This window comes from Bacillus benzoevorans, from assembly GCF_014207535.1.
In the GTDB taxonomy this organism is placed as follows: domain Bacteria; phylum Bacillota; class Bacilli; order Bacillales; family Cytobacillaceae; genus Bacillus_BD; species Bacillus_BD benzoevorans.
In genome coordinates this window covers 1-17625 of record NZ_JACHGK010000008.1, presented here as the reverse complement: position 1 = coordinate 17625, position 17625 = coordinate 1, and the positions used below count along the sequence as shown (strand labels likewise).

Here is a 17625-nt window from a genome sequence, read left to right as displayed (position 1 = left end):
TTCACCCCTTGAAATACTTTATCTAATCTATTACAAATGCGGATCACACACGGTATAAGAATGTAAAAACTATGTATTGAATATAACACATATTATGAATGTACAGGAAACAATACAACTTGAGAATGACAAAACTGCCATAAATAAATTATCAGGCAGATTGCAGACTCGTTTATCATATGCAGAATTCCAAAAATTTAGCTTATAATGATGATTTCTATCTGCACAAAAGACCTTCAGTAATCCGGTGCCCTATACTTCATGGTGTGATCCCTTACCTAATTATGTACTACTTTCAGCATAACCTTAATTGTTAAATTTAACAATTCAAAGATATCAACTATTTTATGTATGTTCATAGAATTTTCCTATACATTCTTTTACATACCGGATTAATAGGAAGGTTTTCATCTATTATATGTGATTTTACCATTAAATAAAACAAGGTACGAGAATTTCGCACCTTGTTTTGCAAGAAATTTTTTCATTTCTATTTAAATAATGAGACTAATGGTTAAAATTACTCTTATTTTTCAACAGTTTTGCTGTTTTCAACTAGGAAATCAATTGCTTTTTTGATTTGAAGGTCAGCTTTAATGCCTTCAAGATTACCTAATGCAGCTTTAATATTTTCTACTGTCATGTTGTACATGTCAGCCATTTTTTGTAATTCAGCATTAATATCTTCTTCAGTTGCCTCAAGATTTTCTGCCTTAGCAATAGCTTCAAGAGTAAGGCTTCCGCATACGCGTTGTTCAGCTTCCACTTTCATTTCTTCACGAAGAGCAGCTTCATCTTTACCTGAGAATTGGAAGAATAAATCCATATTCATCCCTTGCATTTGCAGACGTTGTCCAAATTCTTGAACCATACGGTCTACTTCGTTATCAATCATAACAGCGGGAATATCAATCTCTGCATTTGCTACCGCTTTTTCAACTACTCCATCTTGAATATGATGTTCTTTTTGATGTTCTTTATCATGCTCTAAACGAGATTTGATTTTCTCTTTTAATGCAGCTAAAGTTTCAACTTCATCATCAACATCTTTTGCGAACTCATCATCTAATTCAGGAAGTTGTTTTGCTTTGATTTCATGTACTGTTGTTTTAAATACAGCTGGTTTACCAGCTAAGTCAGCAGCATGGTATTCTTCAGGGAATGATACTTCTACATCCTTAGATTCGCCGGCAGCAAGACCTACAAGCTGTTCTTCAAATCCAGGAATGAATTGACCTGAACCAAGTTCAAGAGAATAGCTTTCAGCTTTTCCTCCTTCGAAAGCTTCACCATCAACAAATCCTTCAAAATCCATTACGACAGTATCGCCTAATTCAGCTTTGCCGTCTTCTTTCACAACAAGCTCAGCTTGTCTTTCTTGCATAGATTTGATTTCATTGTCGACATCTTCGTCCGTTACAGTTGTATCAAACGCTTCAACTTCAAGACCTTTATATTCGCCAAGCTTCACTTCTGGTTTTACTGTTACTTTAGCAGTAAAGACAAATGATTTGCCTTTTTCAATTTGCTCCACATCAATTTCAGGACGATCAACAGGTTCAATTCCTGCTTCTTCAACAGCATTCATATATGCATCTGGCAGCATAATATCAATGGCATCTTGATATAATGATTCAACCCCGAAACGTTTTTCAAACAAGCCGCGAGGCATTTTACCTTTACGGAAACCCGGTACTGTTACTTGTTTTACTACTTTTTGGAATGCAGAATCTAAACTTTTACCAACTGTTTCTGCATCAACTTCTACTGTAAGAACGCCTTGGTTCCCTTCTAACTTTTCCCATTTTGCAGACATACTATGTTTTCCCTCCAACAATCTATTTCATTTACATTCACTCACAAAATCTTCCGTGAATATGTTTTTGTAAATCATTTTCTTATTTACACGTTTTTGCGTAAAGTGCAACCACTATATTATATCACAGGATTCTGCTGTTTCAACAGTCAAGCTTAAATATTAGGATAAGAAATTTCTTCGATCATTCTAATAAAGGCATCCGCTCTAGCGAAATCAGCCTCTTGAACATGATATTCTTCCAATATTTCACTTTTATTATCATGATTTCCAAAATACTCACAACCCAATACATGATATGCCGCAGCCCAGACAGCTATATCACGAGCTTCTAATGGAAAGGGATATAAAAGAAAGAATTGCCTATGTATTAACATTTTTATACTTTCATAAAGGATCGGATCATCATGCTCTATCCGGCCGCCTATTAAATTGGTCATTTCTCGCAGTTCCGGAATGTCATTGACATTCACTAAATCTTTCGGTATAACCGACATGGTCTTGCCAAATTTATGGACTTCTACGGGTTGTTCCACTTGATGCTCCATTAAAACATTCAATAGCAGTGTTTTAAAAAAGGGGTCCTCCTTTACCGTTTCGGTACGATTCATTCCCTTATCTGAACAAAGATAGGACTTTATTTCATTTAGATACGGCTGAATATTGATCTTGGCAAGGTTGGCTGCCAGGATGAGCTGTTCCTGCGGATCAGTATATTTCTTCAGCTGAAAATCCTTTTCCATATCTGTAAAAACATCATGATCCGTCTGTTCCGCCGCATCCTCCTGCTCTATCTGCCTAGCGATATCCAGCATTGAATAATAATGTTCAAGCCTATCGCTTGGTATCGTTCTCTCCGCCAATAGACCCTCGATTAAAGTGACAATTTCTGAATACTGGCGCACTTGAAAAAGGAGCTTGATATAGAGATCCATGATGTCAAAATAATTCCCGATTCCTTCATGAAGCATGACTTTCGCCAGTTCAACGGCATCTTCATGGTAACCCGCACCATAATAAGCCAGTATAAGACCTATGCAGCCTTCGCTATTAGAAGGATCCAATTGAACCGTTTCTTGAAACAGCGTAATCGCCTCATGATAGTTCTCCCGCTGCAGATATTCCTGTCCCTTTTCCAGCAGTCTTTTATCAAGATCGGGGAATCTTATAATATTACCGTCTTTTCCACCATGCTTTGTTTTCTTCAACATGATCCCGCCTTAAACAAACAAGATAAAAAACAAAACAAACATTAATATGCCCCTTTTATCCTTTGCCTATACTTAAACGTTAAAAAATCCACAGTTCTTGTGGATTTTTTAACGTAATATCAGTATGAATGAAATAGCTGTACCGCTTCTTTTACACAGCTATTACAATCAAATGCGCCTTGGCGTATTTGTGCCCGATTTTTTTCACGCTCAGAGCGCCACATCCTGTGGCTTCGCCTGACTAGGACGTCCTGTCCGTCGTCGAGCTTGCTCGAAAAATTTCCTTTGAAAAATCGAGGCATCCGCCGGAGGCTTAACTTTATTCAGCAGGGTTTGAACCCCCACTTAAAGCGGTAAAGTTATTGCATTCATCCCACCACTTATAAAAGTGGTGTACTTCTGCTGAATAAAGTTCAATCTTTTAGCTTCATATAAAGTTATTTAGCAACAGTTTCTTCCTGGTGCTGCTCGTACTTTGAAATTTGCTCATCAAGCTGAAGAGTAATTTCAATTTCATCCCATCCATTGATCAGCATTTTTTTCCAATACTCTGTTACAGCGAATGATACGGAAAAACCTTTGTTATCAGAAATGGTTTCATTTTCAAGATCAACAGTCAGTTCATACGGCTGATTTTTCGCTGCTTTAAGTAAGTATTCTACTTTATCCTTTTCGAGTCTGATAGGAAGCATACCATTTTTTAAACAGTTTTGAAAGAAAATATCAGCGAATGATGGGGCAATAACCACCTTAAATCCGAAGTCCTGAAGTGCCCACGGTGCATGCTCACGTGATGAACCACAGCCGAAGTTTTCATTGGCAACTAAGATCTCGGCACCTTGGTTTGCCGGCTGATTTAATTCAAAATCTGGGTTTAATGTACCGTCTTCCAGATAACGCCATCCGTAAAAAACAAATTGTCCAAAGCCAGTTTTTTCAATTCGTTTTAAAAATTGTTTTGGTATAATTTGGTCTGTATCAACATTTACCCGGTCAAGGGCAACCGCTTTGCCTGTAAGTGTAGTAAATCCGCTCATGTTTTTCCCCCCTTATTTCACTAGTTCTTTACGAACATCCACAAATTTTCCGTAAATCGCAGCATTTGCAGCCATCGCAGGGCTTACTAGGTGAGTTCTTGCTCCAGCACCTTGTCTGCCTTCAAAATTACGATTTGAAGTAGATGCACAATGCTCTCCTGAAGGCACAACATCATTGTTCATGCTTAAGCACATACTGCAGCCGGCATCTCTCCATTCAAAGCCTGCTTCAGTAAATATCTTGTCCAATCCTTCTTCTTCAGCTTGCTTTTTCACCTGCTGTGAACCAGGAACAACTAAAGCTCTTACTGATGGATGTACTTTTCTTCCTTTTGCAACAGCAGCTGCACTGCGTAAATCTTCAATGCGTGAATTTGTACAAGAACCGATAAACACATGCTGAATCGCAATATCTTCGATTACTTGTCCTTCTTTTAATCCCATATATTGCAGAGCACTTGCTAATGCTTTACGATCTGTGTCCGTTTCACATTGAGCTAATGTAGGTATGCGGTCGCTGACTTTAGCTGTCATAGATGGGTTGGTTCCCCAGCTTACCATTGGTTCGATATCATTTCCATCGATTGTAATGACTTTATCAAATTCTGCATCTTCGTCAGAAACTAATTCCTTCCATGCGGCTACCGCCTGGTCAAAATTCTTCGGTGCATATTTTCTGCCTTTTACATAAGAGAATGTCGTTTCATCCGGTGCTACAAGTCCTGCTCTTGCTCCGCCTTCAATGGACATATTACATACAGTCATTCTTTCCTCCATTGACATATTGCGGATAGCTTCACCGCAATATTCAATTACATGGCCTGTACCAAAGTTAACGCCGTATTTGCCAAGAAGATAAAGAATAACGTCTTTCGCTGTTACGCCTTCAGCTAATTTCCCATTGACTTCCACTTTTAATGTTTTCGGCTTAGACTGCCAAATCGTTTGTGTGGCCATTACGTGTTCTACTTCACTTGTACCAATTCCAAATGCCAGCGCGCCAAATGCACCATGTGTAGCTGTATGACTGTCGCCGCAAACGATTGTTTTACCAGGCTGCGTTAAGCCTAATTCAGGTCCAATAACGTGAACAATCCCTTGCTCAGGGCTGTCTAGTCCTGCTAATGGCACACCGAATTCCTGACAGTTTTTCTCTAATGTTGTCATTTGGTTAAGAGCTACTTCATCTTCAATGACAAAACGGTTAAATGTTGGTACGTTATGATCCATTGTCGCAAATGTTTTATCAGGTCTTCTGACTTTACGTCCTTTCATACGAAGACCTGAAAAGGCTTGTGGTGATGTTACTTCATGTACTAAATGTAAATCGATATACAATAAATCCGGTTTACCTTCTTCTTGATGGACGACATGCTTTTCCCAGATTTTATCAATAATTGACTTTCCCATCTCGCTCCCCCTTAAATATATCAAATTCGCCCCGTCGAATTTGCGCCCGATTTTTTTCACGCTTCAAAGCGCCACATCCTTATGTCTAGCCTGACTAGGACGTCCTGTCCGTCGTCGAACTCGCTCGAAAAATTTCCTTTGAAAAATCGAGGCATCCGCCGGATGATTTAGTATGAATGATAAAATTCCTGCATAACTGTATGTGGTTTACCAACTCATTCAGTCTGCAGGAATTTTTTGTTTTCGCATTTTTAGAGTATTTTAGCTCTTATTACTAAAATATCGTATAACAATACGATTTAACAACAGTTAAATTTAGGATCAGAATGTTAAGTCCATCCTTCTAGCAATCACTTTCCAGCTAAAATGGCTGATTTTACTTGAGCCGTCATTTCAGTAGTAGAAACTGATTTTTTGCCTTCTGCCATTAAATCGCCTGTTCTGTAGCCTGCATTTAGCACTTCATTAATCGCATTCTCTATGCTTTCAGCCTCTTTTTCCAGCCCAAAGGAAATACGAAGCATCATGGCTGCTGATAACATGGTTGCAAGAGGATTAGCTATATTTTTACCGGCAATATCCGGTGCTGAGCCGTGAGCAGGTTCATAAAGGAATGGACCATTTTCAGATAAACTTGCTGATGAAAGCATACCAAGGGAACCTGTTAAAACAGATGCTTCATCGCTCAAGATATCACCAAACATATTTTCTGTTACGACCACGTCAAATTGTCTTGGGTTACGAACTAATTGCATCGCAGCATTGTCAACAAGCATATGCTCTAACGTAATCTCCGGAAATTCCTTGCTGATTTCAATCGCTGTTTCACGCCATACGCGGCTTGATTCCAGTACATTGGCTTTATCGATGGAAGTGACTTTCTTTCCTCTTGCAGAAGCTAATTCAAAAGCTTTTCTAATAACTCTTTCCATTTCAGCTTTTTCATAATAAAGAGTGTCTACGACCGCTTCTTTGCCGTCAACAACCTTGCGCTCTCTAGGTTGGCCAAAATAAATCCCGCCTGTTAATTCCCGAACCATCAGTAAATCTACACCTTCAATAATATCTTTTCTTAAAGGAGAAGAATCAGCAAGGCTTTCGTAGTAAGTGGTTGGACGTAAGTTAGCAAAAAGATTCAGCTCTTTTCGGATTTGCAATAACCCTTGTTCCGGACGCAAATGTACCGGCAGAGTATCATATTTTGGACCTCCAACAGCACCGAGAAGAATGGCATCACTTTCCTTGCAAAGGCTGATTGTAGCCTCTGGCAGCGGTACACCTGCTGCATCATATGCCGCTCCGCCAATTTCACCATATGTAAAAGTAAACTCATGATTAAAGCGCTCAGCTATTGTTTGTAAAACCTCAATAGCACCTTGTACTATCTCTTTCCCAATACCATCTCCTGGCAGTACTGCGATTTTTTTCTCCATGGTTATCCCTCCGACGATTTCCTATCATAAATAATAAAAAAATAGCAGGAGATACCATGGAATCAGAATAAAGCCAGGGTATCTCGATACTAATATAATCAAATTCGCCTCGGCGAAATTATGCCCAGATTTTTATCGAGCTTGCTCGATAACTTCCTTTGAAAATCTGAGGCATCCGCCGAAGGCTTTAACTTTATTCAGTATGGTTTGAACCCACACGGAATTTTATAACAAATTTACATTCTAAGCGCTAATAAGATGGAAGACTTCTGCTGAATAAAGTTAAACAATTTCTGTTTCTGCTGCTTCTTTTAAATAAATCACTCTATTAATGGCATTCAAATAGGCTTTAGCTGATGCTTCCAATACATCCTGAGCAAGTCCGCGTCCGCTTGTTTCCATTCCTGAACAGCTCATTTTAACAAATACTTGGGCCAATGCATCTCTGCCGCCGCCGACTGATTGAATACGGTAATCTAATAGACTCACATTTTCCTCAACACATTGTTCAAGGGTATTATATAGCGCCTCAATACTTCCAGCACCAGTACCGCTTTTCTGAATCTCTTCATTGTTGCGGCCTGATAAGGTGACAGATGCCGTATGTTCTTGATTTTCTCCGCTTTGGATGTGAACATTCACTAATTGGTAGAATGTTTCTTCATCCTTGGAGATTTTATCTTCCAATACAATAGATACTAGATCATCATCTGTCATTTCTTTTTTCCGATCAGCTAAATCTTTGAAAACCTGGAACAGATGATCTACATTTTCATCTTCTGTTACTAATCCAAGTTCAACTAAACGGTTTTTAAAAGCATGACGTCCTGAGTGTTTTCCAAGTACTAATGAATTGGATGATACGCCGACTAATTCCGGTGTAATGATTTCGTATGTTGTCTTTTCCTTCAACACACCATCCTGATGGATGCCTGATTCATGGGCAAAAGCATTTTTTCCAATAACCGCTTTATTCGCAGGTACCGGCATACCGGTTAACTTGCTGACAATGCTTGACGTTCTGCTGATTTCTTGTAGATTCATGCGGGTAGATGCGTTGTAATAATCTTTACGGATATGAAGAGCCACTGCTACTTCTTCTAATGCCGTATTTCCAGCTCTTTCTCCGATTCCGTTAATTGCGCCTTCAACTTGTGTCGCCCCGTTTTCAACGGCTGCAAGTGAGTTGGCCACGGCCATACCTAAGTCGTCATGACAGTGTGTAGAAAGGGATATTTTATCAATAGAAGGAACATGTTCTCTTACATATTTAAACATCTGTCCGTATTCGCCTGGCGTACCATATCCTACTGTATCAGGAAGGTTGACCACAGTGGCACCAGCTTTAATGACTTCTTCGATAATTTCAGCCAAAAAGTCCAGTTCTGTACGGCTTGCATCTTCTGCTGACCATTGTACATGCGGGAATCTGGCTGCAGCGTATTTAACCGCTGCAACAGAATTCTCGATAACCTGTTCTTTCGTCATATTCAGCTTGTACTGGCGGTGAATCGGAGAGGTCGCAAGGAATATATGAATCCGGGGTTCTGCTCCATCCTTTAACGCTTCCCAGGCAGTATCCATATCCTTTTGCAGGCAGCGGGCCAAACCAGTTACCGAACAATTTCGGATCGTGTTGGCAATTTCACGGACAGAAGCAAAATCACCCTTTGAGGCTGCAGGAAAGCCAGCCTCAATGATATCAACATTTAAACGTTCAAGTTGTTTAGCAATTTGTAGCTTTTCAGAAAAATTAAGATTAACACCGGCAGTTTGTTCGCCGTCTCTTAGTGTTGTATCAAAAATCTTAATTTTTTGCACTACCCACCACCTCTTCCTTTTTACGTGTATCGTTAACGAATGGCATCATTTGTCTTAATTCACGGCCGACCACTTCGATTTGGTGTTCATTTTCACGAGCATTGATTGCATTGAACATTGCACGGTTAGATTGGTTTTCTAGAATCCATTCTTTCGCAAATTTACCAGTTTGGATGTCAGTTAATACATCTTTCATTTTTGCTTTAGCTGAAGCATCTACTACGCGTGGACCGCTGACAAAGTCTCCCCATTGAGCTGTGTCAGAGATTGAATAGCGCATGTTAGACATACCGCCTTCATAGATAAGGTCAATGATTAATTTCATTTCATGTAAACACTCGAAGTAAGCAACTTCAGGTTGGTAGCCTGCTTCAACAAGCGTTTCGAAACCAGCTTTAATTAAAGAAGTTAACCCACCGCAAAGAACGGCTTGCTCACCGAATAGGTCGGTTTCAGTTTCTTCTTTGAATGTTGTTTCAATTCCACCAGCACGTAATGATCCGATTGCACATGCATATGATAATGCTAATTCTTTTGCATTTCCTGTTACATCTTGATAAATAGCAAAGATTGCTGGTACGCCGGCACCTTCAGTGTATGTTCTTCTTACTAAGTGTCCTGGTCCTTTAGGAGCTACTAATAGAACATCACAATCTGCTGGAGGTACGATTTGGCTGAAGTGGATGTTGAAACCATGAGCAAACATTAATGCTTGACCTTTTAGGTTTGGTTGAATTTCTTCTTTGTAAACTTTTGCTTGCTGTTCATCTGGTAATAAGATCATTACTACATCTGCTTTAGCTGTAGCTTCTGCAACAGAATATACATCAAAACCAGCTTCTACTGCACGATCCCATGAACGTCCTTTACGAAGACCGATGATAACATTTACTCCGCTTTCTTTCATATTTAAAGAGTGAGCATGACCTTGTGAGCCATATCCAATCACTGCTACTGTTTTTCCATTTAAAAATTCTGCATTTGCATCTCCGTTATAGTACATTTTTGCCATTGTAATAATACTTCCTCTCTGATAATAAGTTTAATTTTTTTAGTTCGAATACAGCCATAACTAAAGTATGTGTATTTCGTAAATATATAATTTCCTGTTTTGCGGATTTCTCTTTTTGGGAGCCTCACAACAGGGGATTATCCAATTTTTCGATTTTCCTGAAAATCACACAATTGAGATTTTTGGCGAATTTGATTGTAATTGCATTCCTCTTGGGAAAGCAGTTGAACCCGTTCTTGCCAGTTCTTTTATACCGTACGGTTTAATCAATTCAATAAAAGCTTCAATTTTTTCCGATTCTCCGGTAATTTGAATGACAATGCTGTCTTTGCTGACATCTACAATTGAAGCACGGAATGGTTCAATGAGTGAATAAATCTCATTTCTTGTTGTTGGCAGTGTAGGTACCTTAATTAACGCCAGCTCCCGTGCGACAATCGACTGATCGGTAATATCTACTACCTTTAACACATCAATTTGTTTGTTTAGCTGTTTTGTAATTTGTTCAATAATTCTTTCATCTTCCACTTGCACAACACAGGTAATCCTGGAAACACCTTCCTGCTCCGAAAGCCCTACCGAAATACTCTCAATATTATAGTTTCTTTTCGAAAACAAATTGGTAATACGGTTAAGCACTCCTGGACGATTCAAAACTGTTAAACTGATGATTCTTTTGATCATGGTTTAGCACCTACCATTTCATGTAGTCCTTTTCCTGCTGGAATCATAGGATAAACATTTTCACCTGGATCCACTCTAAAATCTAAAACAACGGGTTCGTTGTTATGCAGTACCTCATCTAAGATAGTATTTGCTTCTTCATTCGTCTGAATACGGTAGCCTTTGATGCCATATGCATCTGCAAGTTTAATAAAATCTGGCTGTCCTGGAATCTGACTGTGGGAATAACGCTTATCAAAGAAAAGCTCCTGCCATTGTCTAACCATACCAAGTGCCATATTATTGATAATCACAATTTTCACAGGAAGATTATGTTCTCTAATAACGGCCAGCTCCTGCGGATTCATTTGGAAACCGCCATCGCCCAGAACCGAAAGAACTGTTTTTTCAGGCGCGGCAATTTGTGCTCCAATGCTGGCAGGAAGACCAAATCCCATTGTGCCCAGACCGCCTGAAGTGACCCATTTGTCAGCTTCCTTAAATTCATAATATTGAGCTGCCCACATTTGATGCTGCCCAACGTCTGTAACAACAACGGCTTCCCCTTTAGTCTTTTCATAAAGCATCTTTAAGATATTTTGTGGTTTTAAGTGTTCACAGTCCTTGTCGTCAAAGAAGTATGGATAGTCCTGCTTCCATTTATCAATCTTTTTAACCCATTCCTGATGAACAGGCTGTTTACCCTGTTGGGCGATCAATTGTTTTAATGCTTCTTTCGCATCGGCAACGACAGGAATTTTTGTTGGTATATTTTTTCCAATTTCTGCAGGATCAATATCAATATGAGCTACCGTCGCGTTTGGAGCAAAATGCTCTAGACTGCCAGTTAACCGATCATCAAAACGGGCTCCAATATTGATTAATAAATCACATTCATACATAGCCATGTTCGCAGCATAGCATCCGTGCATACCGCCCATACCAATAAATAATTTATGATCCGCTGGAAATCCGCCAAGCCCAAGCAAAGTGTGAACAACCGGAATATTTTGCTGTTCCGCGTATTCCTTTAATTCAGCCGTTGCTTTAGAATGAAGGATTCCGGCACCAGCTAAAATCAAAGGCCGTTTTGCTCTGCTTACAGCTTCGGTTAATTTACGGATTTGTAAATAATTCGGCTGTAAAGTCGGTTGATATCCCGGCAAATTTATTTCAGCTTTTTCCTGCATTTCAACGATTGCTGTTGCAATATCCTTAGGAAAATCAATTAATACTGGTCCTGGGCGTCCAGTTGATGCAATATAAAATGCTTCTTTAATGACACGGGAAATATCATTAACATCGCGCAATTGATAATTATGTTTTGTAATTGGAGTAGTAATTCCAAGGATATCTGCTTCTTGAAATGCATCCGTACCAATCACACCCGTAGCAACCTGGCCTGTGAATACAACTAATGGAATAGAATCCATCATCGCGTCAGCTAGTCCTGTAACTATATTTGTAGCTCCCGGTCCTGATGTGACGATAACAACTCCTGGTTTACCTGAAATTCTTGCATAACCTTCCGCCGCATGAATCGCTCCTTGTTCGTGACGCGGCAGGATGTGACGAATCTTTGAATCGTAGATTTTGTCATAAATCGGTAAAACAGCTCCACCAGGATAACCAAAGATGACATCTACATTTTCCTCTTCCAAAGCTTTCAAAAATAATTCCGCTCCGCTAATCGGTTGTTTTTCGGCCTTTATCCCGGCAAAGGCAGTTTCCTGCAACATCGATTAAACCTCCTCTGTTCTTCTAAAAATGAATGCAAAATAAAAAGCCCTTCCATCCCTCACTTACCATCTATTAGGCAAAGGGATGAAAAGGCTTTGAAACCTGTTCCACGGTACCACCCTTGTTTACGCTATGCGTACACTCATGAACAAAAAATATTGTTCGTTTTTGTAACGAGTGCAATGCACCCGGCCAGCCTTAATTAATTTCCATTGTTCAGGCAGGCACTCAGAGGTGAGTTCATTCAATACTGGATTCACCGGTTCACAGCAATCCCGGCTCTCTGGGCAATCCCGAGTATAAAACTACTTATCCTCTTCATCGTTTTAGTCATTTAATTCTATCATATGCTTGCGTCTGTAAACTATACTAACATTCTAAATTGGAATGGATGAAATATTCTGTAAAATACATTTAAATAGAATCGATTTCTTTCACATCACATTTCACTGCTTGATTTATATTGCTTTTGTTGAGACTATATTACGCTCAATTTACGTTTGAGTCAATACCCATTCATGAGAATAATTCGATAAATTTAAAAAGATAATCTATTATGAATTCGCTTTCATTGTTGATTTATCAGTGATTTTGTTTGAAAATTTAGTCGTTTAATAAATTTTTTTAGAATATATTGGGGAATTTTGTCACATCCATCAGATTGAAAAATCCACGAATGACACATATCGAAAACAAAACATAAAGAAAACTCGCCAAGTGGCGAGCCTGGAAGGCGAAGACAGAGGCGTATGTCGCGCAGAGCCCGATTGATTTTACTAAGAGCTGAAGCTCTAAGTAAGATCTTATTGCACTTATACTGATATCCTTAAAATTGCAACTACGTCGAGATGCTTCTTCGCTGCAATTTTATGCTTTTTTATCAGTACAAAAAACTCATCTTAAAGGAAAGATGAGTTTCATTTCAAAGCAGAATATATGTAGTTGGTGTTCAAAATGGCGTCCCAGGAGAGATTCGAACTCCCGACCTCCTATAAAGGACAAATATACACAAATACATAACTAACAACGTTTACATTACATTTTAATGAATGGTCAAAAAACGAACTTGACCGTTATTGACTTTCTTCTATTATAATGGAGAATTTTGGGCTTGTCTATAAAATTATGCAGTCATTTCACAAGTTAAAATTAATAACCCTCTTTTTGTCCGATCATCATTTAAAACTTTCCAATTCTTATCCATTAAATTAAATGTACCGTTGACCGCAAACTTATTCCGATTCACTTCATTATCTTGTACAATCACAATAATCTGATTATCAGCCACTAATAATTGACTTCCACTAACTGCAAATGATTTATTTTCCACAATAGAAGGAATTAAAATTGGTTCACCCTCTACATCTTGATAAACAGGTCTACCATAACTATCATATCCTATCAATTCTTGAACAATTGTCGGTATTTCTATCACATAATTACAATGTCTAATAAGTGCCTTATATTTTCCGTTACGTTTTGTAATGGTTTCAGTCATAATAAGAAACTTTTCATCATCAATAGAAACTAAATCACCCATAGAAACTTTATCTAATGTATGTAAATATCTTTCTTCATTTTCACTTAATGTTTTATTAGTAATAATGGTTTTACGTTCCACATCATTAATTAATACTGTTTGTCCCATTAATTCAAACATGTATTCTAGATCAATTTGATTGACTTGAAACATTCTGTAACCTCCTTTCAAATACGAAACTGATTTCGCAATTAATCCGCAAACAACATAAAGAAATTAGATTCATTTTGTATCTGTTCATCCGTTTTCAAATTTCTTATTTTATGTTCCAGTTGATCTATACGATTCATTAAGTTCTGATGAAAATAGGATAATGTCATATCATCTAATTTAATTGTTTGCATACGGTTTGTATCATTAGCAATTGATTCAAGTGCAGATAAAGCCGATTTATAAATATTACGTTTGTTGGTATTACTGGAAGGATTATATTCTGTGAATGGCTGCAAGTCATTTTCTTGTAAATATATAGTTAGTTCATCCTGTTCCAATTTAATTCCTTTTGTTTCTAATTCTAAGCGTTGAAGGTTATTCAAATTTATCATTCCTTTCTATATTAGATGGCACAGATTCAATTCTATTGCTAAAAAACATGTTTATTTATTAATAAAAATAAGTTGTAATGTTTGGCTGGGGTATTTGTAAGGGTAAATAGTTATGTGATTTATTCATGTAAATAAATAAGAAAATAAGGGTAATTGTATATGTTCCATTTCTATTGATTTAAAATTTTAATGTGATACTTTACCCACAATTGACAAATAAAATGAATAGAAATGAATGTATAGAAAATAATGTCTCAAAAGTGTTGATTTATAAGGGTTTTCACTACTTTTATAATATGTGTCGAATCCGTTGATATATAAGGGTTTGAAGGTGATTGAAATTTAAAGAAAATTCAGTAGCAAAATCTTTTTGAGTTTTTGGCAGATTAACATTATGTGAATCTGGTTCCTTGTATTGATTCCCTCTGTCTCCACCATTTCTGATCCCATAAATTCTTTCCAACTCAATAATACATCTAGCCATTTTCATAGGATTGACATTGTGAATTTAATCCAACCGCCTATATTTGGTACTTTGCATTTATAACCAATACCAATTCCATAATGTTGAATATAATAAACATTACACTTCTTACATTTCCATAAGTTTGATTGTGTAGATTTATGTTCAGCAATACATTGATAATCGTGATTACAAAAATATTGTTTTAGATTTAACATTAATTCACCTGATTTTTTTCTAAATTTTTTCTACATGTGTAAAATGGTATGCTGTAGCCCCTTTATTCTCAATTAGGGGTATCAACATTATCAATTAACCTACAAATATTCAAATAAAAGCAAAATTTTATCAGGATTCTATACAGTTTTATGTATTGTATATCCATATATAGTTTACATAATACTCATTTTAGGAAATTCATAGGTTGCATAAACGTTGATATAATAGGGTTCTTGGAAGTACCAATTTTATGAGATATGCAGGATTTTATACATTGTTGATATACCAACCTTTTCAGCACCTCATAATATTAGAAATGGATAGTTTTCTGCATAAAATCAGCCGAATAATAATAGATTAGAATAGTTATAATTTAAGCCGTCAAGTATATTAACTTTACGAACACCCGTTTGTATAGTATTTATTCGATTGTAAACTTGTTCTTTATATAGGTTGACAGGTTCTGTATAACATAACAGGGCGAAGTGACATATCACCTTATCACTCCAACCCTTGATATTCCTACCTTTTCATTAAATCAATTTTCCACTACTCAACTAGGTTATTATTATCAATCACATTAGGATCAATACTCACATTATCCCCTTCACCTTTTAACCTTTCCATCTCTGTTACCACATCAGTTGTATATGGTGACTTTTCAAGTAAGGATTCTAAACTGATACCGCCCATTTCTCTCAACTCTTTTAGGTTCTTTATAACTTCTGTATTGTTACTTGGTGTATCATACTGGAATACCATATTTAAAGTATCATAATCATCATCACTGAATGTTGTCCCTCTCAATGCCAACAATGTTCTAATCTTATCGAATCGTTGTTCCAAACCTTCACGCATATATTCTTCATTCATACTTGCTTTCACATTAGCCAATGAAAATAATAATTTAATACTAACCTCTGACAAATTACTTACATCTGTCTTATTTAAACTTACAGCAGGTGTCTGACTTACATCTAATAATGACTGTAACAATGTCTTATAAATTGTCTCGAATGATTTATAATCCAATCCATTACTAACTAATTTAAAATCACTACCATCATCAAGAGTTACACCGCCACCAATGATCTGACTAGGCAAGCCCTCACCCTTCAACTGCTGACCAATAGCAACAGGAATAGGATTCATAAATTTATAAAATGAATCAGTATACTTACTAATCAAATCTTCCATGCTATCAAGAATCTCTATCCAATCATCTAACTCACTTCTGCCCTCTGTATCATCTAATTCATTATCATTATGATATACAATAGGTAAGCCACTAAGATTATGATACCTTCCTGTTAATCTCATATCCCCACCAGCATTATTATATTCACTTACAATGGATTCCTCATAGACTGTATAGTATTCAATGCCATCATTCATAAACGCTTGAATATAGGCAATTAGGATATTATTCTCGTCATATACAGGATAACCCTCACTAGAATCAATTAACTTAGATTTAATGATACCATTATCCAAATAGACATATTCAGCCACCTGTCCATATTTCAATACCTTATCAAGAATCTTTAAGTTAATCCGATCATATTTGCCTTTACGACTAACCCTTTGAAATTCCTTTACTACTGTTTCATTTCCTGTTAATGTAATGTTATTTGCTAATAAGAATGATTTTTGAAAGTTTAATAATGTTTTTGCATAACTCAATACAATCTTTCTAGGATTAAACTCTTTACCATTATATTTATATGATGGTGAATTTTTAATTGCATGGCTGCCATTCAAATATTCCTTCTTTGAGAATACATCTTGCACCCTCAATTGATTAGGAATTTCTTGAACAAACTGTACAAACCAATCACTTGAACTATCATATTTATCTTTTATGTATTGTTCTAACGTACTCAATTAAATTCCTCCTTTACTAAAATTAAAAAGGTCTAGTTCACATTGAATTGAACCAAACCTCACACATACCACTTACCTATTTTCCTTGCCTGTACTGATAACGCTAAACTAATCACAAGGTCATCATGATTCTTTTCGCCCTTCTTATTCCCCATTGAACCATTTGCATTTTCAATAAATAACTGCATTTGCTGTAATGATTCTTTACATTCAATTAGAATTAATCCCTTTTCAAAATTTTCCTTGAAGTCACTAATCAATACACTCTTTGTACTGGCTGTAGTTGTAAATCCTAATTGCATTTTCTTTTTACCTGTTCGTTGGTCAAATAGTTTTTGTTTATATAAATTGAGATAGTTATAATCCTTCCTTAACCTTTCCAATACAGGTAAACCATAACTATTTCTTTCAATGGCATAAAAACAATAATTGTACCATTTACCGATACAATCAATAATTTCCGCAAACTCATATACTGGCACTCTATTATTATAGAAACTTAATACTTGCTGCCCATCTTCATCAAATATTGAAATAGTGGAATAGTCATTTCCTCCACCTGACGCACTATCCGCACCACCATAATAACGAATACTTCTTTTAGGTAAATGAAATATTTCTAATCCTTTACCGATAAACTTATGTAATAATTCCGGCACATCAATAAGTAGTTCACCCTTTTTGTAAGGTTCAATAACTGTATTTAATCTTGATAATATTAACGCTTGATCGAATATGATTATTTCACTGTTAGGGCAACACTGTTTCGTATTTGAGCAACACCTATTCGGAAAACAGCATCACTAGATGGTTTTGTCAGGATTCGCACAA

The 17625-nt window shown here is 36.9% G+C and carries 13 protein-coding genes and 1 other annotated feature; all 13 genes read right to left on the bottom strand.

The features are described from left to right. Positions 1-526: 526 nt before the first annotated feature. Positions 527-1816, bottom strand: a complete 1290-nt coding sequence (tig, locus tag HNR53_RS12065) for a trigger factor (RefSeq protein ID WP_184526251.1) — start codon at positions 1814-1816, stop codon at positions 527-529. Positions 1817-1971: 155 nt separating this feature from the next. Then, positions 1972-3027, bottom strand: a complete 1056-nt coding sequence (locus HNR53_RS12060) for a tetratricopeptide repeat protein (protein WP_184526249.1) — start codon at positions 3025-3027, stop codon at positions 1972-1974. Between the two features lie 437 nt (positions 3028-3464). Further along, positions 3465-4064 (bottom strand): 3-isopropylmalate dehydratase small subunit, encoded by a 600-nt coding sequence (leuD, locus tag HNR53_RS12055; protein WP_184526247.1) that lies wholly within the window; start codon positions 4062-4064, stop codon positions 3465-3467. 12 nt (positions 4065-4076) lie between these two features. Beyond that, a complete protein-coding gene (gene leuC, locus HNR53_RS12050) occupies positions 4077-5474 on the bottom strand; it encodes a 3-isopropylmalate dehydratase large subunit (protein WP_184526245.1) in 1398 nt (465 codons plus the stop codon). Positions 5475-5824: 350 nt separating this feature from the next. Continuing rightward, positions 5825-6907 carry a 3-isopropylmalate dehydrogenase gene (gene leuB / locus HNR53_RS12045; RefSeq protein WP_184526243.1) on the bottom strand — a complete coding sequence of 361 codons (1083 nt, stop codon included), beginning with the start codon at positions 6905-6907 and terminating at the stop codon, positions 5825-5827. Positions 6908-7189: 282 nt separating this feature from the next. Then, on the bottom strand, positions 7190-8728 hold the full coding sequence (locus tag HNR53_RS12040; RefSeq protein WP_184526241.1) for a 2-isopropylmalate synthase: 1539 nt from the start codon (positions 8726-8728) through the stop codon (positions 7190-7192). Then, positions 8715-9740 (bottom strand): ketol-acid reductoisomerase, encoded by a 1026-nt coding sequence (gene ilvC, locus HNR53_RS12035; RefSeq protein ID WP_184526239.1) that lies wholly within the window; start codon positions 9738-9740, stop codon positions 8715-8717. Before ilvC ends, HNR53_RS12040 begins: the two co-directional genes overlap by 14 nt. 165 nt (positions 9741-9905) lie before the next feature. Next, on the bottom strand, positions 9906-10421 hold the full coding sequence (gene ilvN / locus HNR53_RS12030) for an acetolactate synthase small subunit (protein ID WP_184526578.1): 516 nt from the start codon (positions 10419-10421) through the stop codon (positions 9906-9908). Next, on the bottom strand, positions 10421-12142 hold the full coding sequence (ilvB, locus tag HNR53_RS12025) for an acetolactate synthase large subunit (protein ID WP_184526237.1): 1722 nt from the start codon (positions 12140-12142) through the stop codon (positions 10421-10423). The genes ilvN and ilvB overlap by 1 nt, the downstream gene beginning before the upstream one ends. Before the next feature lie 78 nt (positions 12143-12220). Then, positions 12221-12474, bottom strand: a binding site (T-box leader). Positions 12475-13266: 792 nt separating this feature from the next. Further along, positions 13267-13836, bottom strand: a complete 570-nt coding sequence (locus HNR53_RS12020; protein WP_184526235.1) for a hypothetical protein — start codon at positions 13834-13836, stop codon at positions 13267-13269. A gap of 38 nt (positions 13837-13874) precedes the next feature. Continuing rightward, the gene (locus HNR53_RS12015) at positions 13875-14219 is read right to left on the bottom strand and encodes a hypothetical protein (RefSeq protein ID WP_184526233.1); all 345 of its coding nucleotides are present in this window, start codon (positions 14217-14219) and stop codon (positions 13875-13877) included. A gap of 1240 nt (positions 14220-15459) precedes the next feature. Further along, positions 15460-16794: a phage portal protein gene (locus HNR53_RS12010; RefSeq protein ID WP_184526231.1), complete on the bottom strand. Its 1335-nt coding sequence runs from the start codon at positions 16792-16794 to the stop codon at positions 15460-15462. Positions 16795-16853: 59 nt separating this feature from the next. Beyond that, positions 16854-17453 (bottom strand): phage terminase large subunit family protein, encoded by a 600-nt coding sequence (locus HNR53_RS12005; protein WP_343065320.1) that lies wholly within the window; start codon positions 17451-17453, stop codon positions 16854-16856. Positions 17454-17625 lie beyond the last annotated feature (172 nt).

Excerpts from the sequence above, each read along its gene's own strand:
- tig (WP_184526251.1), bottom strand. The coding sequence starts at position 1,816 with ATGTCTGCAAAATGGGAAAAGTTAGAAGGGAACCAAGGCGTTCTTACA.
- ilvB (WP_184526237.1), bottom strand. The coding sequence starts at position 12,142 with ATGTTGCAGGAAACTGCCTTTGCCGGGATAAAGGCCGAAAAACAACCG.
- HNR53_RS12060 (WP_184526249.1), bottom strand. The coding sequence starts at position 3,027 with ATGTTGAAGAAAACAAAGCATGGTGGAAAAGACGGTAATATTATAAGA.
- leuC (WP_184526245.1), bottom strand. The coding sequence starts at position 5,474 with ATGGGAAAGTCAATTATTGATAAAATCTGGGAAAAGCATGTCGTCCAT.
- HNR53_RS12020 (WP_184526235.1), bottom strand. The coding sequence starts at position 13,836 with ATGTTTCAAGTCAATCAAATTGATCTAGAATACATGTTTGAATTAATG.
- ilvC (WP_184526239.1), bottom strand. The coding sequence starts at position 9,740 with ATGGCAAAAATGTACTATAACGGAGATGCAAATGCAGAATTTTTAAAT.
- leuD (WP_184526247.1), bottom strand. The coding sequence starts at position 4,064 with ATGAGCGGATTTACTACACTTACAGGCAAAGCGGTTGCCCTTGACCGG.
- leuB (WP_184526243.1), bottom strand. The coding sequence starts at position 6,907 with ATGGAGAAAAAAATCGCAGTACTGCCAGGAGATGGTATTGGGAAAGAG.